This window comes from Chitinophaga agri, from assembly GCF_010093065.1.
Taxonomy (GTDB): Bacteria; Bacteroidota; Bacteroidia; order Chitinophagales; family Chitinophagaceae; genus Chitinophaga; species Chitinophaga agri.
The window spans coordinates 6,530,737-6,550,045 of record NZ_CP048113.1 but is presented as its reverse complement, the minus strand read 5'-3'; the positions used below and the strand labels follow the sequence as shown (position 1 = coordinate 6,550,045).

Annotated in this window: 10 protein-coding genes; 1 reads left to right on the top strand and 9 read right to left on the bottom strand. The window is 47.2% G+C overall.

Annotated features, from left to right (window positions below; translation table 11 throughout):
* Positions 1-30: 30 nt before the first annotated feature.
* The 4 genes from GWR21_RS31610 to GWR21_RS26215 all read right to left on the bottom strand — a co-directional run bounded on the left by GWR21_RS31610 (position 31) and on the right by GWR21_RS26215 (position 9,538).
* Complete coding sequence (locus GWR21_RS31610) at positions 31-4,116, bottom strand: glycosyl hydrolase family 18 protein (RefSeq protein WP_162334676.1); 4,086 nt, start codon at positions 4,114-4,116, stop codon at positions 31-33.
* A 312-nt stretch (positions 4,117-4,428) separates the two neighbouring features.
* Positions 4,429-6,768, bottom strand: a complete 2,340-nt coding sequence (locus tag GWR21_RS26225) for an OmpA family protein (RefSeq protein WP_162334675.1) — start codon at positions 6,766-6,768, stop codon at positions 4,429-4,431.
* 26 nt (positions 6,769-6,794) lie between these two features.
* Positions 6,795-7,805 (bottom strand): PorP/SprF family type IX secretion system membrane protein, encoded by a 1,011-nt coding sequence (locus GWR21_RS26220; RefSeq protein WP_162334674.1) that lies wholly within the window; start codon positions 7,803-7,805, stop codon positions 6,795-6,797.
* 26 nt (positions 7,806-7,831) lie between these two features.
* Positions 7,832-9,538: a T9SS type B sorting domain-containing protein gene (locus GWR21_RS26215; protein ID WP_162334673.1), complete on the bottom strand. Its 1,707-nt coding sequence runs from the start codon at positions 9,536-9,538 to the stop codon at positions 7,832-7,834.
* Positions 9,539-10,965: 1,427 nt separating this feature from the next.
* On the opposite strand from GWR21_RS26215, the gene GWR21_RS26210 reads away from it, so the two are divergent.
* Complete coding sequence (locus GWR21_RS26210; RefSeq protein ID WP_162334672.1) at positions 10,966-11,631, top strand: response regulator transcription factor; 666 nt, start codon at positions 10,966-10,968, stop codon at positions 11,629-11,631.
* 578 nt (positions 11,632-12,209) lie between these two features.
* On the opposite strand, the gene GWR21_RS26205 is transcribed toward GWR21_RS26210, so the two are convergent.
* The 5 genes from GWR21_RS26205 to GWR21_RS26185 all read right to left on the bottom strand — a co-directional run bounded on the left by GWR21_RS26205 (position 12,210) and on the right by GWR21_RS26185 (position 19,099).
* On the bottom strand, positions 12,210-12,650 hold the full coding sequence (locus GWR21_RS26205) for a carboxymuconolactone decarboxylase family protein (protein WP_162334671.1): 441 nt from the start codon (positions 12,648-12,650) through the stop codon (positions 12,210-12,212).
* Positions 12,651-12,726: 76 nt separating this feature from the next.
* Complete coding sequence (locus GWR21_RS26200; protein WP_162334670.1) at positions 12,727-13,296, bottom strand: Crp/Fnr family transcriptional regulator; 570 nt, start codon at positions 13,294-13,296, stop codon at positions 12,727-12,729.
* A gap of 320 nt (positions 13,297-13,616) precedes the next feature.
* Positions 13,617-15,128, bottom strand: a complete 1,512-nt coding sequence (locus GWR21_RS26195) for a S10 family peptidase (RefSeq protein ID WP_162334669.1) — start codon at positions 15,126-15,128, stop codon at positions 13,617-13,619.
* Positions 15,129-15,239: 111 nt separating this feature from the next.
* Positions 15,240-16,721 (bottom strand): alpha-amylase, encoded by a 1,482-nt coding sequence (locus GWR21_RS26190; protein ID WP_162334668.1) that lies wholly within the window; start codon positions 16,719-16,721, stop codon positions 15,240-15,242.
* 62 nt (positions 16,722-16,783) lie between these two features.
* Entirely contained in the window at positions 16,784-19,099 is a 2,316-nt protein-coding gene (locus tag GWR21_RS26185) for a DUF5703 domain-containing protein (protein ID WP_162334667.1), read from the bottom strand.
* Positions 19,100-19,309 lie beyond the last annotated feature (210 nt).

The following is a 19,309-nucleotide window of genomic DNA, read 5'->3' as shown; positions in this document are numbered from 1 at the left end:
CTAATTCCTAATCTTAAATCCTGATCATTCTTACAGGCGAACTACTTTCGCAGCAGCTTTACGGCCACTCTGCTGATTGCTGGTCTTCAGTATCCAGTTACCTGACGGTACCTGAGACACATCCAGATCAATCGTTTGCGGACCTTTAGCACCTGCTGTGACCTGTTTGCGCAGAATAGCCTGGCCGCTGGTACTCCATAACTCGATCAGCACCTTCTCGCCCTGCAATGCATTGATCTGCACTTTCAGAACAGCACCTGTCAGCGGATTAGGGAATACTACCAGTTTACCATTGTCGGCTACTGCATCAGGTACCGGAGACACGGCTGCTACTCTTGCTGCCGCCCCACAGGCCCCCAGCGGCTTCCACCACCAGTCAGCAGTACCCGGTGTTACGTTATACAGTCCGTTAGACTGACTTTCATACAGGATGCCGTTGTAGACCACTTTATCACCCTGGTTGTACACTTTAGGATATGTCTGATAAGTAGCTACTCCTGCACAATTACCTGTATTGCCGCTACCTACCTGTACGGCCACCGCTGCACTCGTTGTAGCAGCACCGCCATTATCTGTAGCCTTCGCGGTTATACTGTAAGTACCGGTCGCTACATTGGTCCAGGCATAAGTATATGGACTCGCGGTCGCTTCTCCCAGTTTCGTACTGCCGTTGTAGAATTCCACTTTGGCGACCGTACCATCTGCATCGGATGCACTGGCTGTGATCGTTACAGTAGCAGGGGCAGTGAAGCTTGTACCAGCTGCCGGAGCTGTAATGCTTACCGCTGGCGCCTGATTGCCAGGATTGGTACCGCCACAGTCACGTACATATACCCACACCTGACCCGCGCCGCTATGTGTATCGGGCTGATCGCCCTGTGTCCACCACTGTGCAGTATACACCTTACTGTTATATACTACCTGCTGCCCGTTTGTATATGCAATAGTAGCTGACCACGCAGCAATACCATCGCAGGTATTACCACCTGTACCATTCACTGTCACTGATACTGCAGCGGAGGTTGTAACAGCACCGCCATTGTCAGTAGCAACCGCCTTCAGACTGTAAGTACCGGCCGCTACGTTTGTCCAGCTGTAAGTGTAGGGAGACGTAGCATCCTCTCCTAATTTGGTAGTGCCATTGTAGAACTCAACCTTCGTGATGGTGCCATCTGCATCCGAAGCACTTGCATTGATCGTAATAGCTGCAGGTGCTGTGAAGGTAGTGCCGGCTGCAGGTGAGGTGATGCTCACTACGGGTGACTGATTACCAGGATTTGTACCGAAGAAATAGGGATAGTAATTAGCAGCAAATTCACTGCCGTTCACTTTATCCCAGTTCACTGACCAGGTCATGATACCACGCAGACCAGCATAGCCAGTTGCTTTACGCAATACATAGGTACCACCATAAGATTGTCCTTTGGTCAGATAGTTCAGCGCTTTCTTCACCTCAGCAGGCGTGGTATAACCACTACCGGCAGCACCAGGCGCAGCAGGCAAACCAAAAGCTACCTGGTCTTCACGCAGTGCAGGGAACGTCTGACTGGTACCTGATACAGGGAAACCCTGTAACAACATCTCTGTCATAGATACAATGAAGTCAGCGGTAGTGGAATTGTATACTTTGTTATCGAGTCCCATTACAGAACCGGTGTTATATAACTGTGGCTGGATCCAGGATAACTCGTTACGTAAACCGTAGACAATAGGCAGGTACGCACCCACAAGCGGTGAGTAAGTAGAACCATAGGCTGTCTGTAAATAATATGTTTCAGGTGCCATGGTCAGCAGGCAGTTTTTACCCTGCCCTTTACGGTAGGCAATGATCTCTTTCACGGCTGCGATCAGGTTCACCACTTTAGGCGTAGTAGGTGACATGAAGTTGTTATCACCACTGTTCAGCTGTAAAGAGATACCACCTTCGATATCCAGGTCAAACCCGTCGAAGTTGTAAGTATCCAGCAGGTTCTTCATACTTGTAATGAATGACTGCTTGTTAGCGGCTGTATTGATCACCAGTGTGCCGGTTTCACCACCCAGTGACAGCAGTACTTTCCTGCCCTGTGACTGGAGTGTGGCAATATCCGCTTTGAAGTCGGCAACGGTTGTGCCTTCCGGCGTGAAGCTCACAGTAGAGTAATCACTGCCTGTTGTACCAAAGGCTACTTCAATCACATTATAACGGCTGTCCACATCACGCAGACGGATGTAGGGAGCTGCCGCGAGGTTCCAGTTCTGCCAGTATCCAACGATCACTTTACCGTTATCTACCGGAGGATTTGTTCCATTGTTCACTGTTACTGATACGGCGGCGGATGTAGTGGTCGCACCACTGTTATCGGTCGCCACGGCAGTGATGCTGTAGGTACCGGCAGCAACGTTGCTCCAGGAAATGCTATAGGGAGATACAGAATCAATACCCAGACTGGTCGTACCATTATAGAACTGTACTCTTCTGATACTACCATCGCTGTCTGTGGCATTAGCGCTGACAGTGATGCTGGCGGGTGAAGTAAAGGCAGCGTTCGCAGCAGGAGCTGTCAGACTTACAACCGGGGGCTGGTTCACTGGTGTGGTACCATCCGCAAAAACGGCATTGATCTTATTCACCAGTGGTGACGTCGTATTCGGGCAATAGATCAGTTTCCCTTTTGCGACAGTACTGCTGGTCATGTTCAGCATATCTCCGTATACCTGCCAGATGATCACACCTGCCAGGGAATTATCTTTGATGTATTTGGCTTTCTCTCCGACTGAGCGTTCGTTATCATAGCTCAGGAAGTAGTTGCCTTTGGTTTTGTAAGGCACCTTGGCTACATCATCCCATCCTTCTGTCCAGCCGGAAGCTGTCTGCTGCAGGATGTAGCTGTAGTTAGGCGTACCATCCCACAGGTCTTTCGCCCAGTTGGTGTAGTCAGCGCAGGTCTGGATAGGCCCATCCGGCTGCACGGTTTCAGCGCGCTTTGTCGTTGCAGCGTTCAGCGCAGCCGTACCTGAGGTAACTACGCCACGACCATAGAAAGGCGCACCGATATTTACCTTGGACATATTCACACCAAGCGCTCTCAGTGCCTTTACAGTAGCATCTATAGAGAAGTTAGTGTATTCAGCACCCGGATAATCGTACAGGGGGGCATTATGACCCGCTTTGTTAGACCAACCGCCGTTATAGTCGTAGGTCATCATGTTATAATAATTCATGGAATTATTAAGACGGCCCCAGTCAAATCCCTGCAGTTTGGCCGGAGAAGCGGCGAATGCAGCTGTGATCAGTTTATTCGGGCCGATAGCTGCTCTTACGGCTTCAACCAGTGCTGCGAAGTTGGTGTAATCGGCAGCGCTGTATCTTTCAATGTTCATACCCGGATCGTTCGGATACTCCCAGTCGAAGTCGATACCATCAAAGCCCATATTGATCAGTTCCACGCAACCGGCAACAAATTTTGCGCGTTTAGTCGCATCTGCTGCCATTTCAGGATAGTGTTTACACATGCTCCATCCACCGATAGAAGCCATTACTTTTACCCCTTTGGAATGTGCCAGGTCAAGCACGCCCTGCGCGCCACCCTGTTTGGGTACAGATAAAGGGAATGCACCGGTTTTGCCGGTGTTGACGTTTTTCCATCCGCTACCTTCATTACGGTAGCCGAGGGTATAGGCATAACTACCATCAGTGATGTAATACAGGGGCGCATCGAGTTCACCGTAAAGCAGGAACATGTCCCAGCTGCTATAGATATCCTCGTTTACCAGTGCGCCTGGCTCCTGTACCGCGCCTACCTGGTAGATGTTCTTGTTACGAAAGTCCCCGCTGTGTAAGGAACCATCTTTGGCTACACCGAAGAAAGAAAAGTTAAGGATAGTGTACTGCGAATAATCCACGTTCAGCTGATTATAGCCGCCTTTAGGAACGATACCGGCAACGTCCTTCCAGGCATCCCACTGGGTGATATAGCCTATCACCTGCTTGGTGTGGTTTTTAGTGGTAGCCGGCACCTGCGGGCTAACCTGTGCCATAACGGGATACAATCCCAGCAGGAGCACTAATAGCAGGAGTGCATGCCTTACATAATGGTAAAGCAACGCGCTACGAAAGGTAAAATTTACTTTCATTTATAACGGTTTTTTTGAGACGATATGGAAGTACTGGTTTATTTCTGCTTTATATGCCAGGCCACAGGTTTATTACGATATCAGTTTGCTCTCTGAATAATGACGTGCAGATATAAGACCGGTTTTCACAGGTAAATGGTATTTTAAGGTATTATGGTTAATGTCTACTGGTTCCTAATTCCAGACTCTCTATATAGGTGTCGTTTCTAACGTGGTACGGTACTATCCCAAATGTATTTTTTTTTTGCCATAAACAGAACGCCCTCCCGGTATAAAACCAGGAGGGCGTTCCTTATTGTAAGTGTTATTCGGTTATTTGTGAATGATTTTCAACATAGTACGTCTACTCTTCATATACTGTTCATCCGTACAAGGCACACCTTTACCGCATGGATCATTCGGATCTTTACCGATGTTCTCGTAGTAAAGTCGGGTGGAATTCACGCCTTTCCTTACCAGGTATTCGATCACCGCATAACAACGCAGCGCAGAGAGGTCTTTGTTGTAAGCATCAGAACCACGGCTGTCAGTGTAGGAACGGATCTGCAGTTTCCAGTCAGGATACTGGTTCAGTACTACCGCTACCCTATCCAGCAGGTTTCTTGACTTAGTGGTCAGGACCGCACTGTTATAGTCGTAGTAGAACTCCATGGTTTCCATTTTGTTCTGGATCGCTTTATCCATTTCATCCATTACTACTTCCTGTTTAGCTTCCGGTTTAGTTTCCGTTTTGGTAACGGCTACTGGTTCGGCAGGTTTGGTTTGCTCTGTATATGGATTTTCAGGCTCAGCTTCTGTTACCGGCGGTGCTACTACTGGAGCTGCTACCACTACTGGTGCTGTTTTTACCGGTGTTTTCGCAGGTGTCTTAGCTGGAGTGGTCTTATTAGGTCCACGTCTTGGCGCACCCGTTTTAACAGGTTCTTTAGCTGGTTCTTTCTCCGGTTCAGATACCGGTTCTTTCACTGGTGCTGCAACAGGATCATTTTTTGCTACCACCGGTTCAGCAACAGGGTGCTGTGTAGTGGTCACCGTAGACGGGATGCTGATCGGAGCAGATACCTGCTGTCTTGGATTCACCACTACCGGTTCCTTCTCCGTTTTTTCATTTGCCGGTGTCGGATCATTGCTTGGGAAACTGATCGGTGCGGTCACCGGCTGTCTTGGAGAAACAACCTGTGGCGCTTTAGCAGTGGCCGGTGCTGATGTTTTCGGTTCTGCTGGATTGTCCGCGAGGATGGTCGGGTTAGGACTTATCCCCAATTCGATCTCTTTATAAGGTTGTATACCCTGGTCGTTATTAAATCTTTCTGAGAAGTGGGTATCCATGAAACGATAGATATCATCGCTACCACCACCACCAGGACGGTTAGAGGAGAAGTAGCCCTCATACATATTTGCTTTCATGATGAACCCTAAGTCGTCACCACCGGAGTTGAAAGGGAAGCGCAGGTTCTGCAGGCGACGGAAGTCACTACCTTTACCTGCTGCGCGGAAGATGTCGAAACCACCCAGCCCCGGATGCCCTTTACTGGAGAAGTACAACATGTCATCCTCGTTGTAGGTAGGGAATGCTTCGTCAAATGGTGTATTGATCACCGGACCGCAGTTCTTGGGTTTACCCCATCTGCCGTTCTTCTGTTTTTCGCTATACCAGATATCCATTTTACCCTGACCACCTTTCCTGTTGGAAGCAAAGTACATGGTCCTGCCATCACGGCTCAGTGCAACGTGACCAGTGGAAAAACCTGGAGAGTTGATCTCTCTTACCGGCTCCAGCGGTCTCCAGTCGTCACCTGTTTTTACGGACCAGAACACCATCATCACACGTTCACCATTCACCGGACCGCGTTTCTTGCGGTTAGCGATATCCTGCTGCCAGGAGTTCAGTGTAACGTAAATGGTGTCCTCTCTGGCATTGAAACATACAGGGCCGATGTGATAAGGCACCAGGGCTAATAACTGCGGTACTACTTCTTCTACGAATGTGTTGGCCACCCCCTGGGAATATTGCTTAAAGATGTACGCTTTGTAGTAAGGCTGATTGGTACGCGGGTCAATCGCCGGATTACGTTCAGGTAACAGGTTCATGGTCATCTTACGGTACCCGTTGGATACCAGGAGCAAACCCTGTCTTGTCACACCGCTCACATAGTCCGAACCGGAAGAGCTGAGCTCCTTGATGTTTTCCATCGCCATGTCCAGACGGCCGGATTTCCAGGCAATAGCACTGTCACAACCGGCAAGCATCACATTTGCGAGACGTATGCTATCCTGTTTTGAACTTTTGAACTTGACGATCTGTTGTTTTGCTTCAACATACTTGCCCACACTTTTCAGTATCTCGCCATATTGCAGAAATGCCACAGGCGGACAATCCGGACGTTCTACCATTTTCTCATACCAGAAAGCAGCATCATCATACTGACCGATCTCACGGTTGCAGAGTGCAATACGTTGCAGCAGATCTATGGAAGTCTTCGTTTTCTTTTTGGAAATGAGTCTTCCGTATAAAGATGCAGCAATTGCATATTCCTGCCTTTCAAAAGCTTCATCAGCCCTTACCCTCACACTTTTCTGCTCCTGAGCGAACAATGTCACCGGAACTGACAGCGTGGCGCACAATAATATCGCGTAACAACGTCGTAGCATATAAAGATTTGAAGATCTTTTAGAATTTAAAAATAGCGCGGATTAGACGTACTGAACAGTTTTGAATTAAATAATACGCCGATAGAGATCTCGTGTGAACCGCTCTGAATGCCCGACAGTTTATTCATGTTGTGGTCATAGGAATAACCCACACGATATTTAGGCGAGATGTAGTACTCGAGAATTGCACTCACTGCGTTGGCTTTATCAAGCGCTGTATTATTCACGACAGATTTCTTATTGAAAACAGAAAGGTTGGTTCTGTAAGAAGCACCTACCCACAGCAGTTCTTCTATATGCATCATCATTGTGGCATCGAGTCCGGCAGGACCGGCGAAATCACTTTTGAATAATACAGAAGGCTTCAGGGAGATACTTTCGTTCACACTGAACATATAACCTGCTGTTACATATAAATGCTGTCTTCTGCGGATACTTTCGTAGGTATATCCTCTCCATTTGTAACCAGAGCTACTGAACTTGGAAAAGAGATCCAGTGCAGAGATACCGATATACATGGAAGGAGTATAATAATAGATACCTACACGGGCATCCGGAGTCGTTGCTTTAGCTGATCCATCAGGAATGATACGGTCACCGTTCTCAAAGTAAACCAGGTCTTTACCATTCATTCCATACTGCGTAGCACCCACACCGACGCCGATGGAGATACGGCGGGTATCTTCTTCATCCAGGCGTATACGATATGCGTAGGAAGCATAGAGGGAGATCGCACTTTGCGGTCCCAGATTATCCATCATGGCCTGTACGCCCAGCCCCACATTCGCATCCTGGTTACCTCTGTTCAATGGACCGTCCAGTGAGATACTACCAGTACGCGGTGCACCTTCAAAACCTGTCCACTGCTGGCGATAGGAAGCGTTCAGGTGTAGCACATCTTTGTAACCTGCATAGGCCGGGTTGATGGCCAGTCCGTTAAAAATATACTGGCTGAACTGGACACTTTGCTGCGCACGGGAACCTGCGGCCATGCAAAGTAAGAATACTACAGTAAACCATTTTTTTGTCGTGTACATAATTGCACTTTTAGGATCACAGTTCATTATCTAATAATCATTACCCAGCCCTTGTATACTTCAACCCCGGCAGGGTTGTTCAGTTCGAGCCGGTAGTAGTAGGTACCTTCGCTTAGTCCCGTCGCATTCCAGTTGTTCTGATAATCTTTACTCTGGTATACAACACCCCCCCAACGGTTAAATATAAACAGTGCACTGTTAGGGTATTTATCAATTCCTCTTACAGAAAAATATTCATTCTTGCCGTCTCCGTTAGGTGTCACGACGTTGGTGATCGCCATACCCTGCGCTTTGGGAACAGTCTTGATACTTGTTACTGTACCTTTATCACAACCTGCTTCTTTCGGATCGCAATGGTAAGTTGGTTTAGAAGTGGAGTCAGAGTTACCACCGATCTGTACTCTAGCGGTGTTGTTGATACTACCAATACCTTCTGGTATCTGATCTACTTTCACCTTGAAGTGCAGGGTAGCTACTGCGCCAGCTGCCAGGTTATTCACTGCCCATACAACCGTGTTGGAACCTTCGAGATAAACCGCACCGTCGTTCAGGGTGGTCAGTGTAGTGAAATCAGGCACCGGATCACTCACCTGGAGTTTAGGGATGGTAACGTTACCTGTGTTACGTACATATATAATATAGGACAGTTCCTCACCGGAAGTTACGCTGGTCTCGCCACTGGAGTTCAGCACGATCTTCCAGGATTCGAAGGAAGTTTTACTCACGATAGCGACGCTGGTAGATGGTTTACCTAAACCACCCAGATCCGGCTGGTTCTGATCGTTTGACTGTGAAGGCAGGGTAGGAATCGCGCCTTTACCATTACCGTTATTTACATAAGCAGTATTCTCGATCGCCTTTGCACCTGTCAGGTCAGTGGCTACCCTTACACGGAAGGAACGGGTCACTGTTTGCCCGGGAGCCAGTGTGGGAATAGTCCATGACATCAGGTTATTGGCATCCGGCGTATTGCCATCTTCAGAATCGTAGAAGTTAGTATATACAGGCACATAGTCAGTTACCAGTACGTTTGTCAGTGTCTGTACACCGGTATTTCTGATGTGAATAACATATGAAATAGGGTCACCCGACTGAATGATACCATCAGGACCACTACCGATATAGCCGGCGCTCATCCAGGCCACAGTAGTCATACCATTATCAACCGGCGTTCTTGTAGAAGGCCAGCCTCTGTTGGCACCTAAAGGGGATGTAATATTGTTATCAGCTGCAGGACCAAAAGTATGACGTAAGCCAGCACCATCACCCAGATCGACATAACCGGTATTATTAATGAAGTCAACACCATTCAGCGTGTTATCAACGTCCACTGCGATGTCAACATAAATAGTAGAGCCTACCGATACAGTTACATTATTATAGGTGAGCACTCCATTTGTGAGACCACCATTTAATCCACCACCGTTGGTTGCACCGAAGAAGGTAGTATGCAGTGGAATGGTATCCACAATACGTACACCTACCAGCGGCTCATCACCGGTGTTACGGATATATATCCTGTAGTTGATCCTGTCGCCGGTAGTTACAGACTGGTCTGCACCGGATGGGGAATACGAGTAGGTCATCCAGATCTCAGCCGATTTGGTATACGGCTTCACACCTGATTTGATACTGTGCTTAGTTGTCTCACCTGCTGTCAAAGAGTTTGCCTTTGCCGGCAGCCAGGCCATACCAACTACAAAAAGCAGCATGAACAGGCAACGATCAGACATCTTTTTCATATCAGTAAGGACCAGGCCAGCTCGCCGCTGCAAAGAATGTAGCAGGTTTAAACGAGCGGATTTGTAACAATTTGTGCGCATAGGCTTAGGATTACTGCAGATAGTAAGTTTTGAATGCTATTGTACCAATGTATTCGCTCCTATTAGAAACGGCGATTAGCGACGGACATCTTATTATTATATACATATATCCGGGCAAACCGGGGATGCATGTCGTGCCTGTGAAATACTGCCGTAAGAGCAGTCCACAATTCGTATAAGGCGGTTATTTTCATTGGTTATGGATTATGATTTATTAGTATCCGATAGTCAGGGATATAGTAAATTCGAATATAAAAATATCTATATTTATTGATAAAACAATATCTTTTTTAAAATTAATGAGCAATACCCCTCCGGACTTGTCAGTTATAAATCAAAACATTACAAATGAAACTTGGTATCATACTACTGTTTCAGACCCTCAAAAATGGCTATTTTCCGGGAGTGATCACATACCATTTTACAAACATATGAGGCCATAGATTACCATACTGTAAAGGGCTTCAGCGCATTCAAATATATATTTTCTATTATACAATAAACTGGGTGTACGTGAACGTTATATCTATCACTTTCGCATCTACGAAAATCCAGGTTATCCACAAATCATAACAAAAAAGAAGCTATTAATGTGGATAACTTTTGTCTGGTTGCTTGTACGCATATTTTGGGAAAGCCTATTTGCGTAATATTATTTTACCATATTATAGTAGATATTGAGGGTTTGCCAGTCAACAAAAGTCATTGACATTCATCGATACATCGGCTCAAAAACATGTTTTTCCGCTACACGCTGTCCCTTACTATTTTCTCCTCCCCTTTACCACCACTTGTCACCCATTCCCATCATTCCTATAAATACCGGAATTTCACACTGTCATATAGCATCGGTTCTCCATATTCAGACAAATCACTATATTTACTAATATAAAGGTCGCCGCCTATGCTGAGAGTAGCAGCCACAGCGGCCACAGCCAGTAAGTATATGCACACCCGTTTTTGAGTACTAGCGCTTATTTTATCCGTGACGACGAGCATAAGTTGAAATCGCACCCGTTATTCTATACATATTTACGCCACTGGAAAGACCATTCCCATATCTTCTACCTGAAAAACCATGTTCAAACAGCTGATGGAGGCTGGACGCAAGACGAAAATACTATGCCACGTCGTGTGTCCGCATCTACCGCTAACTTCTTAATATTAACCAAATTAAAATGCACACGACCATTCCATTCTGTTGTTATAACAAGCTCTTCTCCGGTGACCGGAGGCCCGTCCTGTATGTCATACGCGAAAAATACCCACGTCATGTACGGGCATTGTAATCACTCATTACAATTATACCCGTATATCAACCTGCAAACACTTTTCTGATGAATACTGCAGTCTATAAAATTTTACTTGTAGATGAGGACCAGGTATTTGTGAGACAGACCCGGCAGTTATTGATTACCCAATCTTATGATATTTACACAGCCTCCTCAGAAGAAGAAGGAATCATCATCTGTCAGCAACAACAACCTGACCTTATCATCTGTGGCGCCCACCTGCGAGGAACAGGCGGACACCATTTTATCATGGCTCTAAGAAATGATCCTGGATTTGACCATATTCCCCTGATCTTTATTAGCATAAAAGATAATAAACAGGAAATGCGTATGGCGATGAACCTCGGCGCTGATGACTACCTCGCAAGGCCTTTCCGCAAAAGAGACCTCCTGCTTAGTATCCGCTCCCGCCTCGGCAGATTCGCAAAATTCAATCATGTACACACTCCCGATGAAACAAGGACCGTTTCCCTGGCCAATTCATCCACTGCTCAACAGGCGCTGTACCACCGTCTCGGAAAAGCCGAGAACCGCATCATTAAAATGATTGCAGAAGGAAAAAGTACCAAGCAAATGGCTGATGAGCTGAATGTAAGCATCCGTACCATCGAGAACCACCGGTACAGAATTGCCGGTAAACTCGGTATCGCCGGACGGAATGCACTGACAGAGTTTGTGATTAGAAACATCATACAACTGCAAAAGCAGTAGAGAATAATTAGGAAGTAGGAATTAAGAATGAAGAATTGGTTAGCCATACGTTCCTACCAATTACAAGACATTTCTTCTAACCTGAATAATGGAAGGTTATTGATATGTGAACAGCTCATGATCATTCAATTCCTGATTCCTGATTCCTAATTATTTTGCCCCTGTCCCTCAGCAATAACCTGTGCTCCAACTGTACCGGCGTATCCCGGGCATTTTATGAACAGGATACAAGAAATGCGGCTGTGATCAACGGCCCCTGTTTTTCCCGCGAACATGCAGTGTATATACCCATGATGACTGACAGGATCAGCAGGTCTTTTCTCTCCTGACGGCGGTCATCAGGGGGTTACTGCCGTGAAGAAAACCGGGCGAAAAGATGCCTGCGAAATATTGCCTGAACGTATATACCGGTGAAGCATTCGCCGGATAGTACTCCCATGCCTGCCAGCTAACAGTGCAGCCACCTGCTCTATACAATATAGCTTCATCGCATCTCTGTTTTCCTTCTTACAAAGAAAAATAAAGATGCAATGAAGCTATTTGAATAGATATAACCGAATTCAGCCGGGAAAATCCCATTAACCCAGTGGTGGCATCAGATTAGTCGCTATCCCTATCCTGTTCCAGGAATTAATAGCCACTGCCGCCAGCAATACCTGCGCAGTCAGCTCCTCTCCCAGCACTTCAATGGCCTCGCTGTAAGTCGCATCACTGACATGATTGCTTATCCTCGTCACCTCTTCTGTCAGCGCCAGGATGGCTCTCTCCTCACGCGAGAAGAACGGGGTTTCTCTCCATGCATTCAGTGCATAGATACGCTGTTCTGTTTCTCCCTGCTTACGCGCATCTTTTGTATGCATATCGATACAGAAAGCACATCCGTTGATCTGGGACGCCCTGATCTTGATCAGTTCCTTATGCAGTGGCTGGATCTTCGTGCCGCTCAGGTATTTTTCCATGGCCAGTAAAGCTTTATATCCTTCTGGCGCTACATCCGGAGTATTGAAACGTTTTTGCATCTTTTTGTGTTTTTGTTGACACAAAGTTGTGATAACTGTCACAGCAAAAACTTAAACAAGTTCAATAAAAGAGCGACTAGATTTTCTTAGCCCTGATCTTACTCAGGAACTCAGGCGTAAAACCAAGATAGGATGCCAGCATATATTGGGGAATACGTTGGAGAAATTCCGGGAAAAGGCCACTAAAGTGATTGTAACGCTCTTCGCCGGTGAATTCATAGATATAACGAATGCGTTGCATAGACGCGGCATAGGCCCGCTGCAGTACCAGCCGGAAATAGCGCTCCAGCACAGGCACTTTTGTAAATAATTCTTCCTGCACCCTTTTATCCAGTACTGCTATTTCACTGGTCTCTACTGCCTGTATAAAGTACTGGGACGGCTGCCTCCTTTCAAGACTGTCATAATCCGTTATCCACCAGTCGTCGATCGCAAACTGGATCGTCGTCTCCGTCCCTTTCTCATCAATATAATACCGGCGGAAACAACCACTCAGGATAAAGTAATTCGCGTTACACACTGCCTCCTGCCGGAGCAGATATTCCTTCTTTTTCACCTGCTGATATTGCATAATAGAAAGAATAACCTCCCTGTCTTCTTCCGTCAGTTCGACAAACCTGCTGATATGTGCGATAAGCCTTTGCATAGGCAATAATACATCAAAGAAAGGTGACTGCTACAAAAGACCTTTTTCGTCAATAAAAAGTATTACATCCATACTAACATTCCTGCTGCTGATGCTGTTATGATCCTGTTACCAATAGGCCACCAACAGGTCACCAGAAGGGCACCTCAAGGGCACTTCGATATCCCGGGGATATTGAAGTGCCCTTGAGGTGCCCTTCTGGTGACCTGTTGGTGACGATATAGTAAGCCGATCAGGCGCCTTTTTCAGGGTTACAAATCCGTATAAAACAAAAGGGGCTGTCCACCCCTGGTGAACAGCCCCTTAATAGGAGGAGACGATTAATATTTTGCCGGTTGTCCTTTAGCTGGTATAGATCCCAGGATGAACTTACGGAGATTCTCATTGGCTGAAGCCAGGTCATCTTTTCGCAGGTACATCATGTGTCCGCTACGGTAACCTTCCCATTTCAACCGGTCCTTCAGTTTACCGCCGGGGTCCAGCTGCCACATGCTGTATTTCGCATTGAAATAGTCACAGGCGCCATCATAGTAACCAGATTGTACCAGCAGATGCAGGAAAGGGTTCTGGGCAATTGCCTGACGGAGGTTCTCGCCCGTCTTATCGTCTTTTCTATCCCACGGGAACACCTGACCGAACATGTTATACTTCAGGTCAGTTTTGTAGTTCAGTTCCTCTCTCAGGTAAATATGGATCGCCGGCGTAAATGCCTGTAACCATGCGGTCAGTTCGGCGTTGTAGTCAGGGCTGCTGCCTCCCGTCTGACGATCTATTCCCCGGTAACGCGAGTCCAGCCGGCCAACTGTATATCCCTGCTCGCGCAGCAGTTCCTTCCAGAACAGATTTGTAGACACATCCAGGTTATTCTCCTGTACGACTACTTCTTTCAGTCCGCTGTAACGGGCAATGCGTGTTGCAATGCGCTGACGCTGTGCATCATCCAGAGAACCGCCCTTTGACAGCGCAGGTATCAGTTCATTGATGGTGAAGTTCTCCACCTCCGGCAGTACATCATTCAGGTCTTTCTGCTGCAGATCTGCCGGCAGCTTCTTATGATACCAGGCGGTAGCCGCGAAATAAGGTAGTTTCAACGCCGCGTCCAGCGGGCCATTTCTCGTAATACCCAGCTCCGTTGGAGAAACCAGTACCACACCATTCAGGTACATCCACTGTGCCTCCTGCAGTTCCAGCGCCAGCCCCGATACACGGGTCGTACCATAGCTTTCACCGATCAGGAACTTAGGGGACGCCCAGCGTCCTTTACGGGTAACGAAGGTATTAATCCATTCCGCCAGGTATTTGATATCGGCATTCACACCGAAAAATCTGCTGCCCGGAATGTCTTTGTGTACCGGACGGGAATAGCCGGTATTCACAGGATCTACATATACGATATCTGCTACATCCAGGATGGAATGTGGATTGTCACGCATACCAAATGGCTGTACCGGATAACCTTCGTCATCGATATTCAGTAACCGGGGACCGGTATACCCTATTTCCATCCATACGGACGGCGTACCGGGACCACCATTGAACGAGATCACCAGCGGGCGGCCCGATTTATCTTTTACATCCTCTCTTTCGTAATAAGTATAAAATACACCTGCCTGTGGCTTTCCTTCCTCATCCCATACCGGAATACTGCCGGCAGTAGCGGTATAAGGAACACGCTGCCCCTTGATAGTTACCTCATGCCGGGTCACTACGGCCGAGTCAATCGCCAGTAAACGGGAAGGTGAGGGTTTCATCTGCGCCTCTGATGTCTGGGCACTTGCCTGTGTCAGGACAGCACCAGTCAGCAGCAGTGGCAATAAGATTTTGCTGATCATAAAAACTGATTGATAAATGGTTTGGCCGTAAATATAGCGCAAGCCCATTTCTCTGTCAGTTATTTTAGGATAAAAGGAGAAATGCCGTTAAAATACGGGCAAAACGCTGGCTTATTCTGCCAACGCCCATACCGATACTGATCCTGGTGCACAGAGAAAATCCGCCCATCCATTCTCATCCACCTCAATCTCTTCTGCCCTTTTGCCCAGTATATCTTTAAAACGCTTACCTGCGTAACGCTTACCTATCTCCATGTGTTTATTGCCTTCATCACCATTGGAAATAACCACCGCACAACCACTGTGTTCCTCATCTCCCTCCCTTGTCCAGCCAATACAATTAGGATGATCAAAATAATCGCGCTGCTGGCCATAGGCGTGTTTATCGCGGGCCGGGATCATAATTTCCAGCCCTTCCACAGGTACCAGTTCGATATCAACATCCTCACCTTCCTTATTCTTGTCGGTATATTTCGCACCATACAGATCAGGGTAAAACACACAAGGATAACCATGTTCGCGCAGCAGGATCAATGCATAGGCAATTGGCTTAAACCAGTAATCTACTGTTGCTTCCAGCGCCTGTAATGGCTGTGTATCATGATTACCGATCACCGTAACTGCCAGGAATGGTTTGGCCTGTACCAATGAACCGTCAAAGATCTTTGTCAGGTCATACTCCTTACCTGCCAGTGAGGCATCAAAGAAATTATGATGCAGGGAAGCGTCGAATAACGACATTTTTCCTTCTGTTGCTTCAATATATTTCAGTAACAGGTCCAGCTGTCCCGGCGCCCAGTATTCACCTACTGCGAACAGTTCCCTGCCGGTATACGCACGCATCTGATCCAGCCATTCGTGAAAGAAGGAAGGCGTGATATGCTTCACTGCATCCAGCCGGAAACCATCAAACTGTACAGCATTGTAATACCATTCGCCCCATCTTCTGAATTCTTCCCGCACGGCAGGATTACGGAATTCTATGTCTGCTCCCATCAGGTAATCAAAGTTGCCTTTCTCATCATCGATCACCTCCTCCCATCCATCGCCATATTCATTCTGAATAGTGTAAATGCCGTCTTCTTCGACGTTCACCGCATGATCAATACCCGTAAAGCACTGGTGATCCCATACGAAATCAGAATGGGCGCCTTTACGTCCGGGAAAGGTAAAACGGGTGTAGGCTTCTACTTCCATCGGCTCAGAAATGAACTCGTTCCTGTTTTCAGGATCAACTTTTCTGACGGTTACCTTTTCTGTTTCATCACCACCCATCAGGTGATTGGCCACTACATCCACATATACCTGCATACCGCTATCTTTAATGGCTTTGATGGCCGCTTCATATTCCTCACGGGTACCATAGCGCGTACGCACCGTTCCTTTCTGATCAAATTCGCCCAGGTCATACAGGTCATATACATCGTAGCCTCTGCTGCGTACACCATCGGCCCCTTTATACGCTGGCGGTAACCAAATCGCATTAATGCCCATAGCGGCCAGTTTCGGCGCTTCCTGCTTCACTGTATTCCATAAACTGCCATCCTCTGGTGAGTACCAGTGGAAGAACTGCATCATCGTACCATTTTTCATATGTTGCTCATTGTGATTTGGGGAAAGATGCTGAAACTGATGCAAACCACATGCCACCACCTTTAAAGGATGATGAGATCGTCTTTCCGGGATGCCGGGGTTACTTTGATGGAGACAGGCCTGCCATTCACCACCTTCCCTTCAACAATGGTATTGCTGGGCGCATGCAGTTTGAAAGAAGCATTCCAGTCTGCCGGCCAGGCGGGCAACAAATACAACTTTTTCCCGTCTGTCTGAAGTAACATCTCCTGCAATCCGATCATCCCGGCACCTCCCCAGTTATGATCAGGTGTCCAGTCAAACCCTGGTCCCCAGAAGGCCGGGAAGCGATGAGGGCCATTGGCCAGTTTTAACCGGGTCAGTTCTGCGGCGGGTTCACGCAATCCCAGCCGGGCCGCGAAAATATTATACTGCCGCCAGCCGATATGGCTACGGTATTTCACTACATGTGGATCATATTCCCAGGTATTGCACGCTATGTCCATATCAGGTTTCCCCACTCCATACAATCCCCAGGGATAAACAGGATACAGCTGTGGTGCTTCTGAGTTCTGTACCCGCTCCCAGGCTAATGCCGGCGCAATGGTTGTATGTCCGTCAAACGACGTAAAGGCCAGCGGTGGTATCCGTTGCTGTATCAGCGAGATCTTTTTACGGCGCAGGGTATCATCGCTGTATGCCGGCAACTCCAGCAACCTCGTTGTAATGACTTTCAACGCCGCAATCACCGTGGTGGAGTTATAGGCCATCTTAAATGTTTCTGCGGATGATGTGGGAAAAAGAATGTACTGTCCTTTCTCATTCAGTTCCTTTACACCTCTTTTCCGGGCTAATAACCGGTAATGTTCATCATAGAAGGTCAGGCAGCTTTCAATAAACGCCAACCGCTCTTCATTTATATAACCGGTGTAACTGTTTACTTCCAGCATCATCAGGCAAAACTCAAACACCGTTTCCCACTGATACTCCAGCCACGCATTGTATTCCACACCCGGGTCAGCACCGGCAGGACGTTTCGGTTCATACTCTGTCACGTTAGGCAGTCCGAAGTTCTCTATCTGTTCTGTAAAACAGGCACCCGGATGATGCCAGTACACTTCACTACGTAATTCAGCATTCCGCTTTATCCGCAAATAAAAATCAAACTGCGCCTGCATCATATCAACATCTCCGTTCTTCAGATAAGGGAAATACACCAGCCGCTGATTCTGCGCGGTCATAGTACCACCACCCCATAAACGGAAATCAGGAGAGAAATTATACTGTTCACTCACATACTGCGGATCAAAAGTGAACAGTCCTCCGTTAAACTTTGTCGGCCATTTACTATAGGCATTGCACCCCAGCATATACCGGAACAGCTGATAGTTACGTCCCACAGCAACAGCAGCAGCATCTTTACTGTCAATGTAAATGTAACTCCTGTCCCAGAAGGCCGTCCACCACGCGGCTGTACGACGACGTGCGCCTGCTATATCCTCTGCGGCTGCCTGCATGGTTCGCGATAAGCTATCCTGCCATTGCTGCATAGTATTCGCCTGTGCTACTTCCAGACCGATCACCAGGTGTTGCTGCCGTACCGGCTTTTTACTTTGCAGAGACCAGCCTTTAAAAGCAGTAGTAGCATAAGTACCGGAATCAATCCCTGCCGGAATCATATGATCGCCATGCATGATACCGCCAAACGTATTATTGTGCAGCGGATCGTACATGCGGTCTTTCACGCTGTCCATTCCTTCCTTATGTACGGTGTAGCTGAATACATCCCGTACGTCCGAACGGTTACGGTGACAGAACAACACATCATTGCCCTGAAACCGGATCTCATCTTTGTAGGTAGTTACAGGGAATGACTGCAGGCGCTTATAAGAGTTGGTCCTGGCTTCTTTACCATCTGTTATCAGGTGATCGTTGTACCGCCAGGATTCAAAGGTTGCTGTCACTTTCTCCGGCGCAGCACTTTTCACATCCACATGTATCACTGGCTTAAATACATCTACCCATATGTCGATGTGATGCTGATCATCCTCTATGCTGATACAGCCTTGTTGTAATTGCAGCTGTTGTTTAAAACCGCTGGAGCTGATAGGACCGGAAGATAATTTTATCCTCACCCTACCCAGTTTCAACATCGCATTGTTCTCGTCAAATGTGCCACTACGTGATACATAAAATAACAGGTCGCCCTGCTCTACCCATACGTTCAATCCGATATCGCCACCGCCACAGGGCATGGCATCACCAGCGTGCTGACTCTGGGTATGCCAGATCACATCATACCTGGATGGCACAGTTTGCTGTGCCGTCACCTGCTGACTGCAAAACATTAAACCTAACAAAACCATGGGCAGTATATACCAGTCTTTCATCTTATACATGGAACGGGGAACTTTTACTGTTATAAAAGTAAGGTGTTATCATGACAATTAATAACATCTCATCTATAGAAAAGGTGAACACTCCACAGATAAGAAGCTGCAATAAATTGTCTAATCCCCCCTTCCGGATATGTTGCAGAATTGCTAAAATACCATAGCTGATGCGTCGTTTAGTCATAATTTATCTATATTTCTGACTCGTTTCAATCA

Excerpts from the sequence above, each read along its gene's own strand:
- GWR21_RS26185 (WP_162334667.1), bottom strand. The coding sequence starts at position 19,099 with ATGTATAAGATGAAAGACTGGTATATACTGCCCATGGTTTTGTTAGGT.
- GWR21_RS26220 (WP_162334674.1), bottom strand. The coding sequence starts at position 7,805 with ATGTACACGACAAAAAAATGGTTTACTGTAGTATTCTTACTTTGCATG.
- GWR21_RS26215 (WP_162334673.1), bottom strand. The coding sequence starts at position 9,538 with ATGTCTGATCGTTGCCTGTTCATGCTGCTTTTTGTAGTTGGTATGGCC.
- GWR21_RS26190 (WP_162334668.1), bottom strand. The coding sequence starts at position 16,721 with ATGAAAAATGGTACGATGATGCAGTTCTTCCACTGGTACTCACCAGAG.
- GWR21_RS26205 (WP_162334671.1), bottom strand. The coding sequence starts at position 12,650 with ATGCAAAAACGTTTCAATACTCCGGATGTAGCGCCAGAAGGATATAAA.
- GWR21_RS26200 (WP_162334670.1), bottom strand. The coding sequence starts at position 13,296 with ATGCAAAGGCTTATCGCACATATCAGCAGGTTTGTCGAACTGACGGAA.
- GWR21_RS31610 (WP_162334676.1), bottom strand. The coding sequence starts at position 4,116 with ATGAAAGTAAATTTTACCTTTCGTAGCGCGTTGCTTTACCATTATGTA.
- GWR21_RS26210 (WP_162334672.1), top strand. The coding sequence starts at position 10,966 with ATGAATACTGCAGTCTATAAAATTTTACTTGTAGATGAGGACCAGGTA.
- GWR21_RS26195 (WP_162334669.1), bottom strand. The coding sequence starts at position 15,128 with ATGATCAGCAAAATCTTATTGCCACTGCTGCTGACTGGTGCTGTCCTG.
- GWR21_RS26225 (WP_162334675.1), bottom strand. The coding sequence starts at position 6,768 with ATGCTACGACGTTGTTACGCGATATTATTGTGCGCCACGCTGTCAGTT.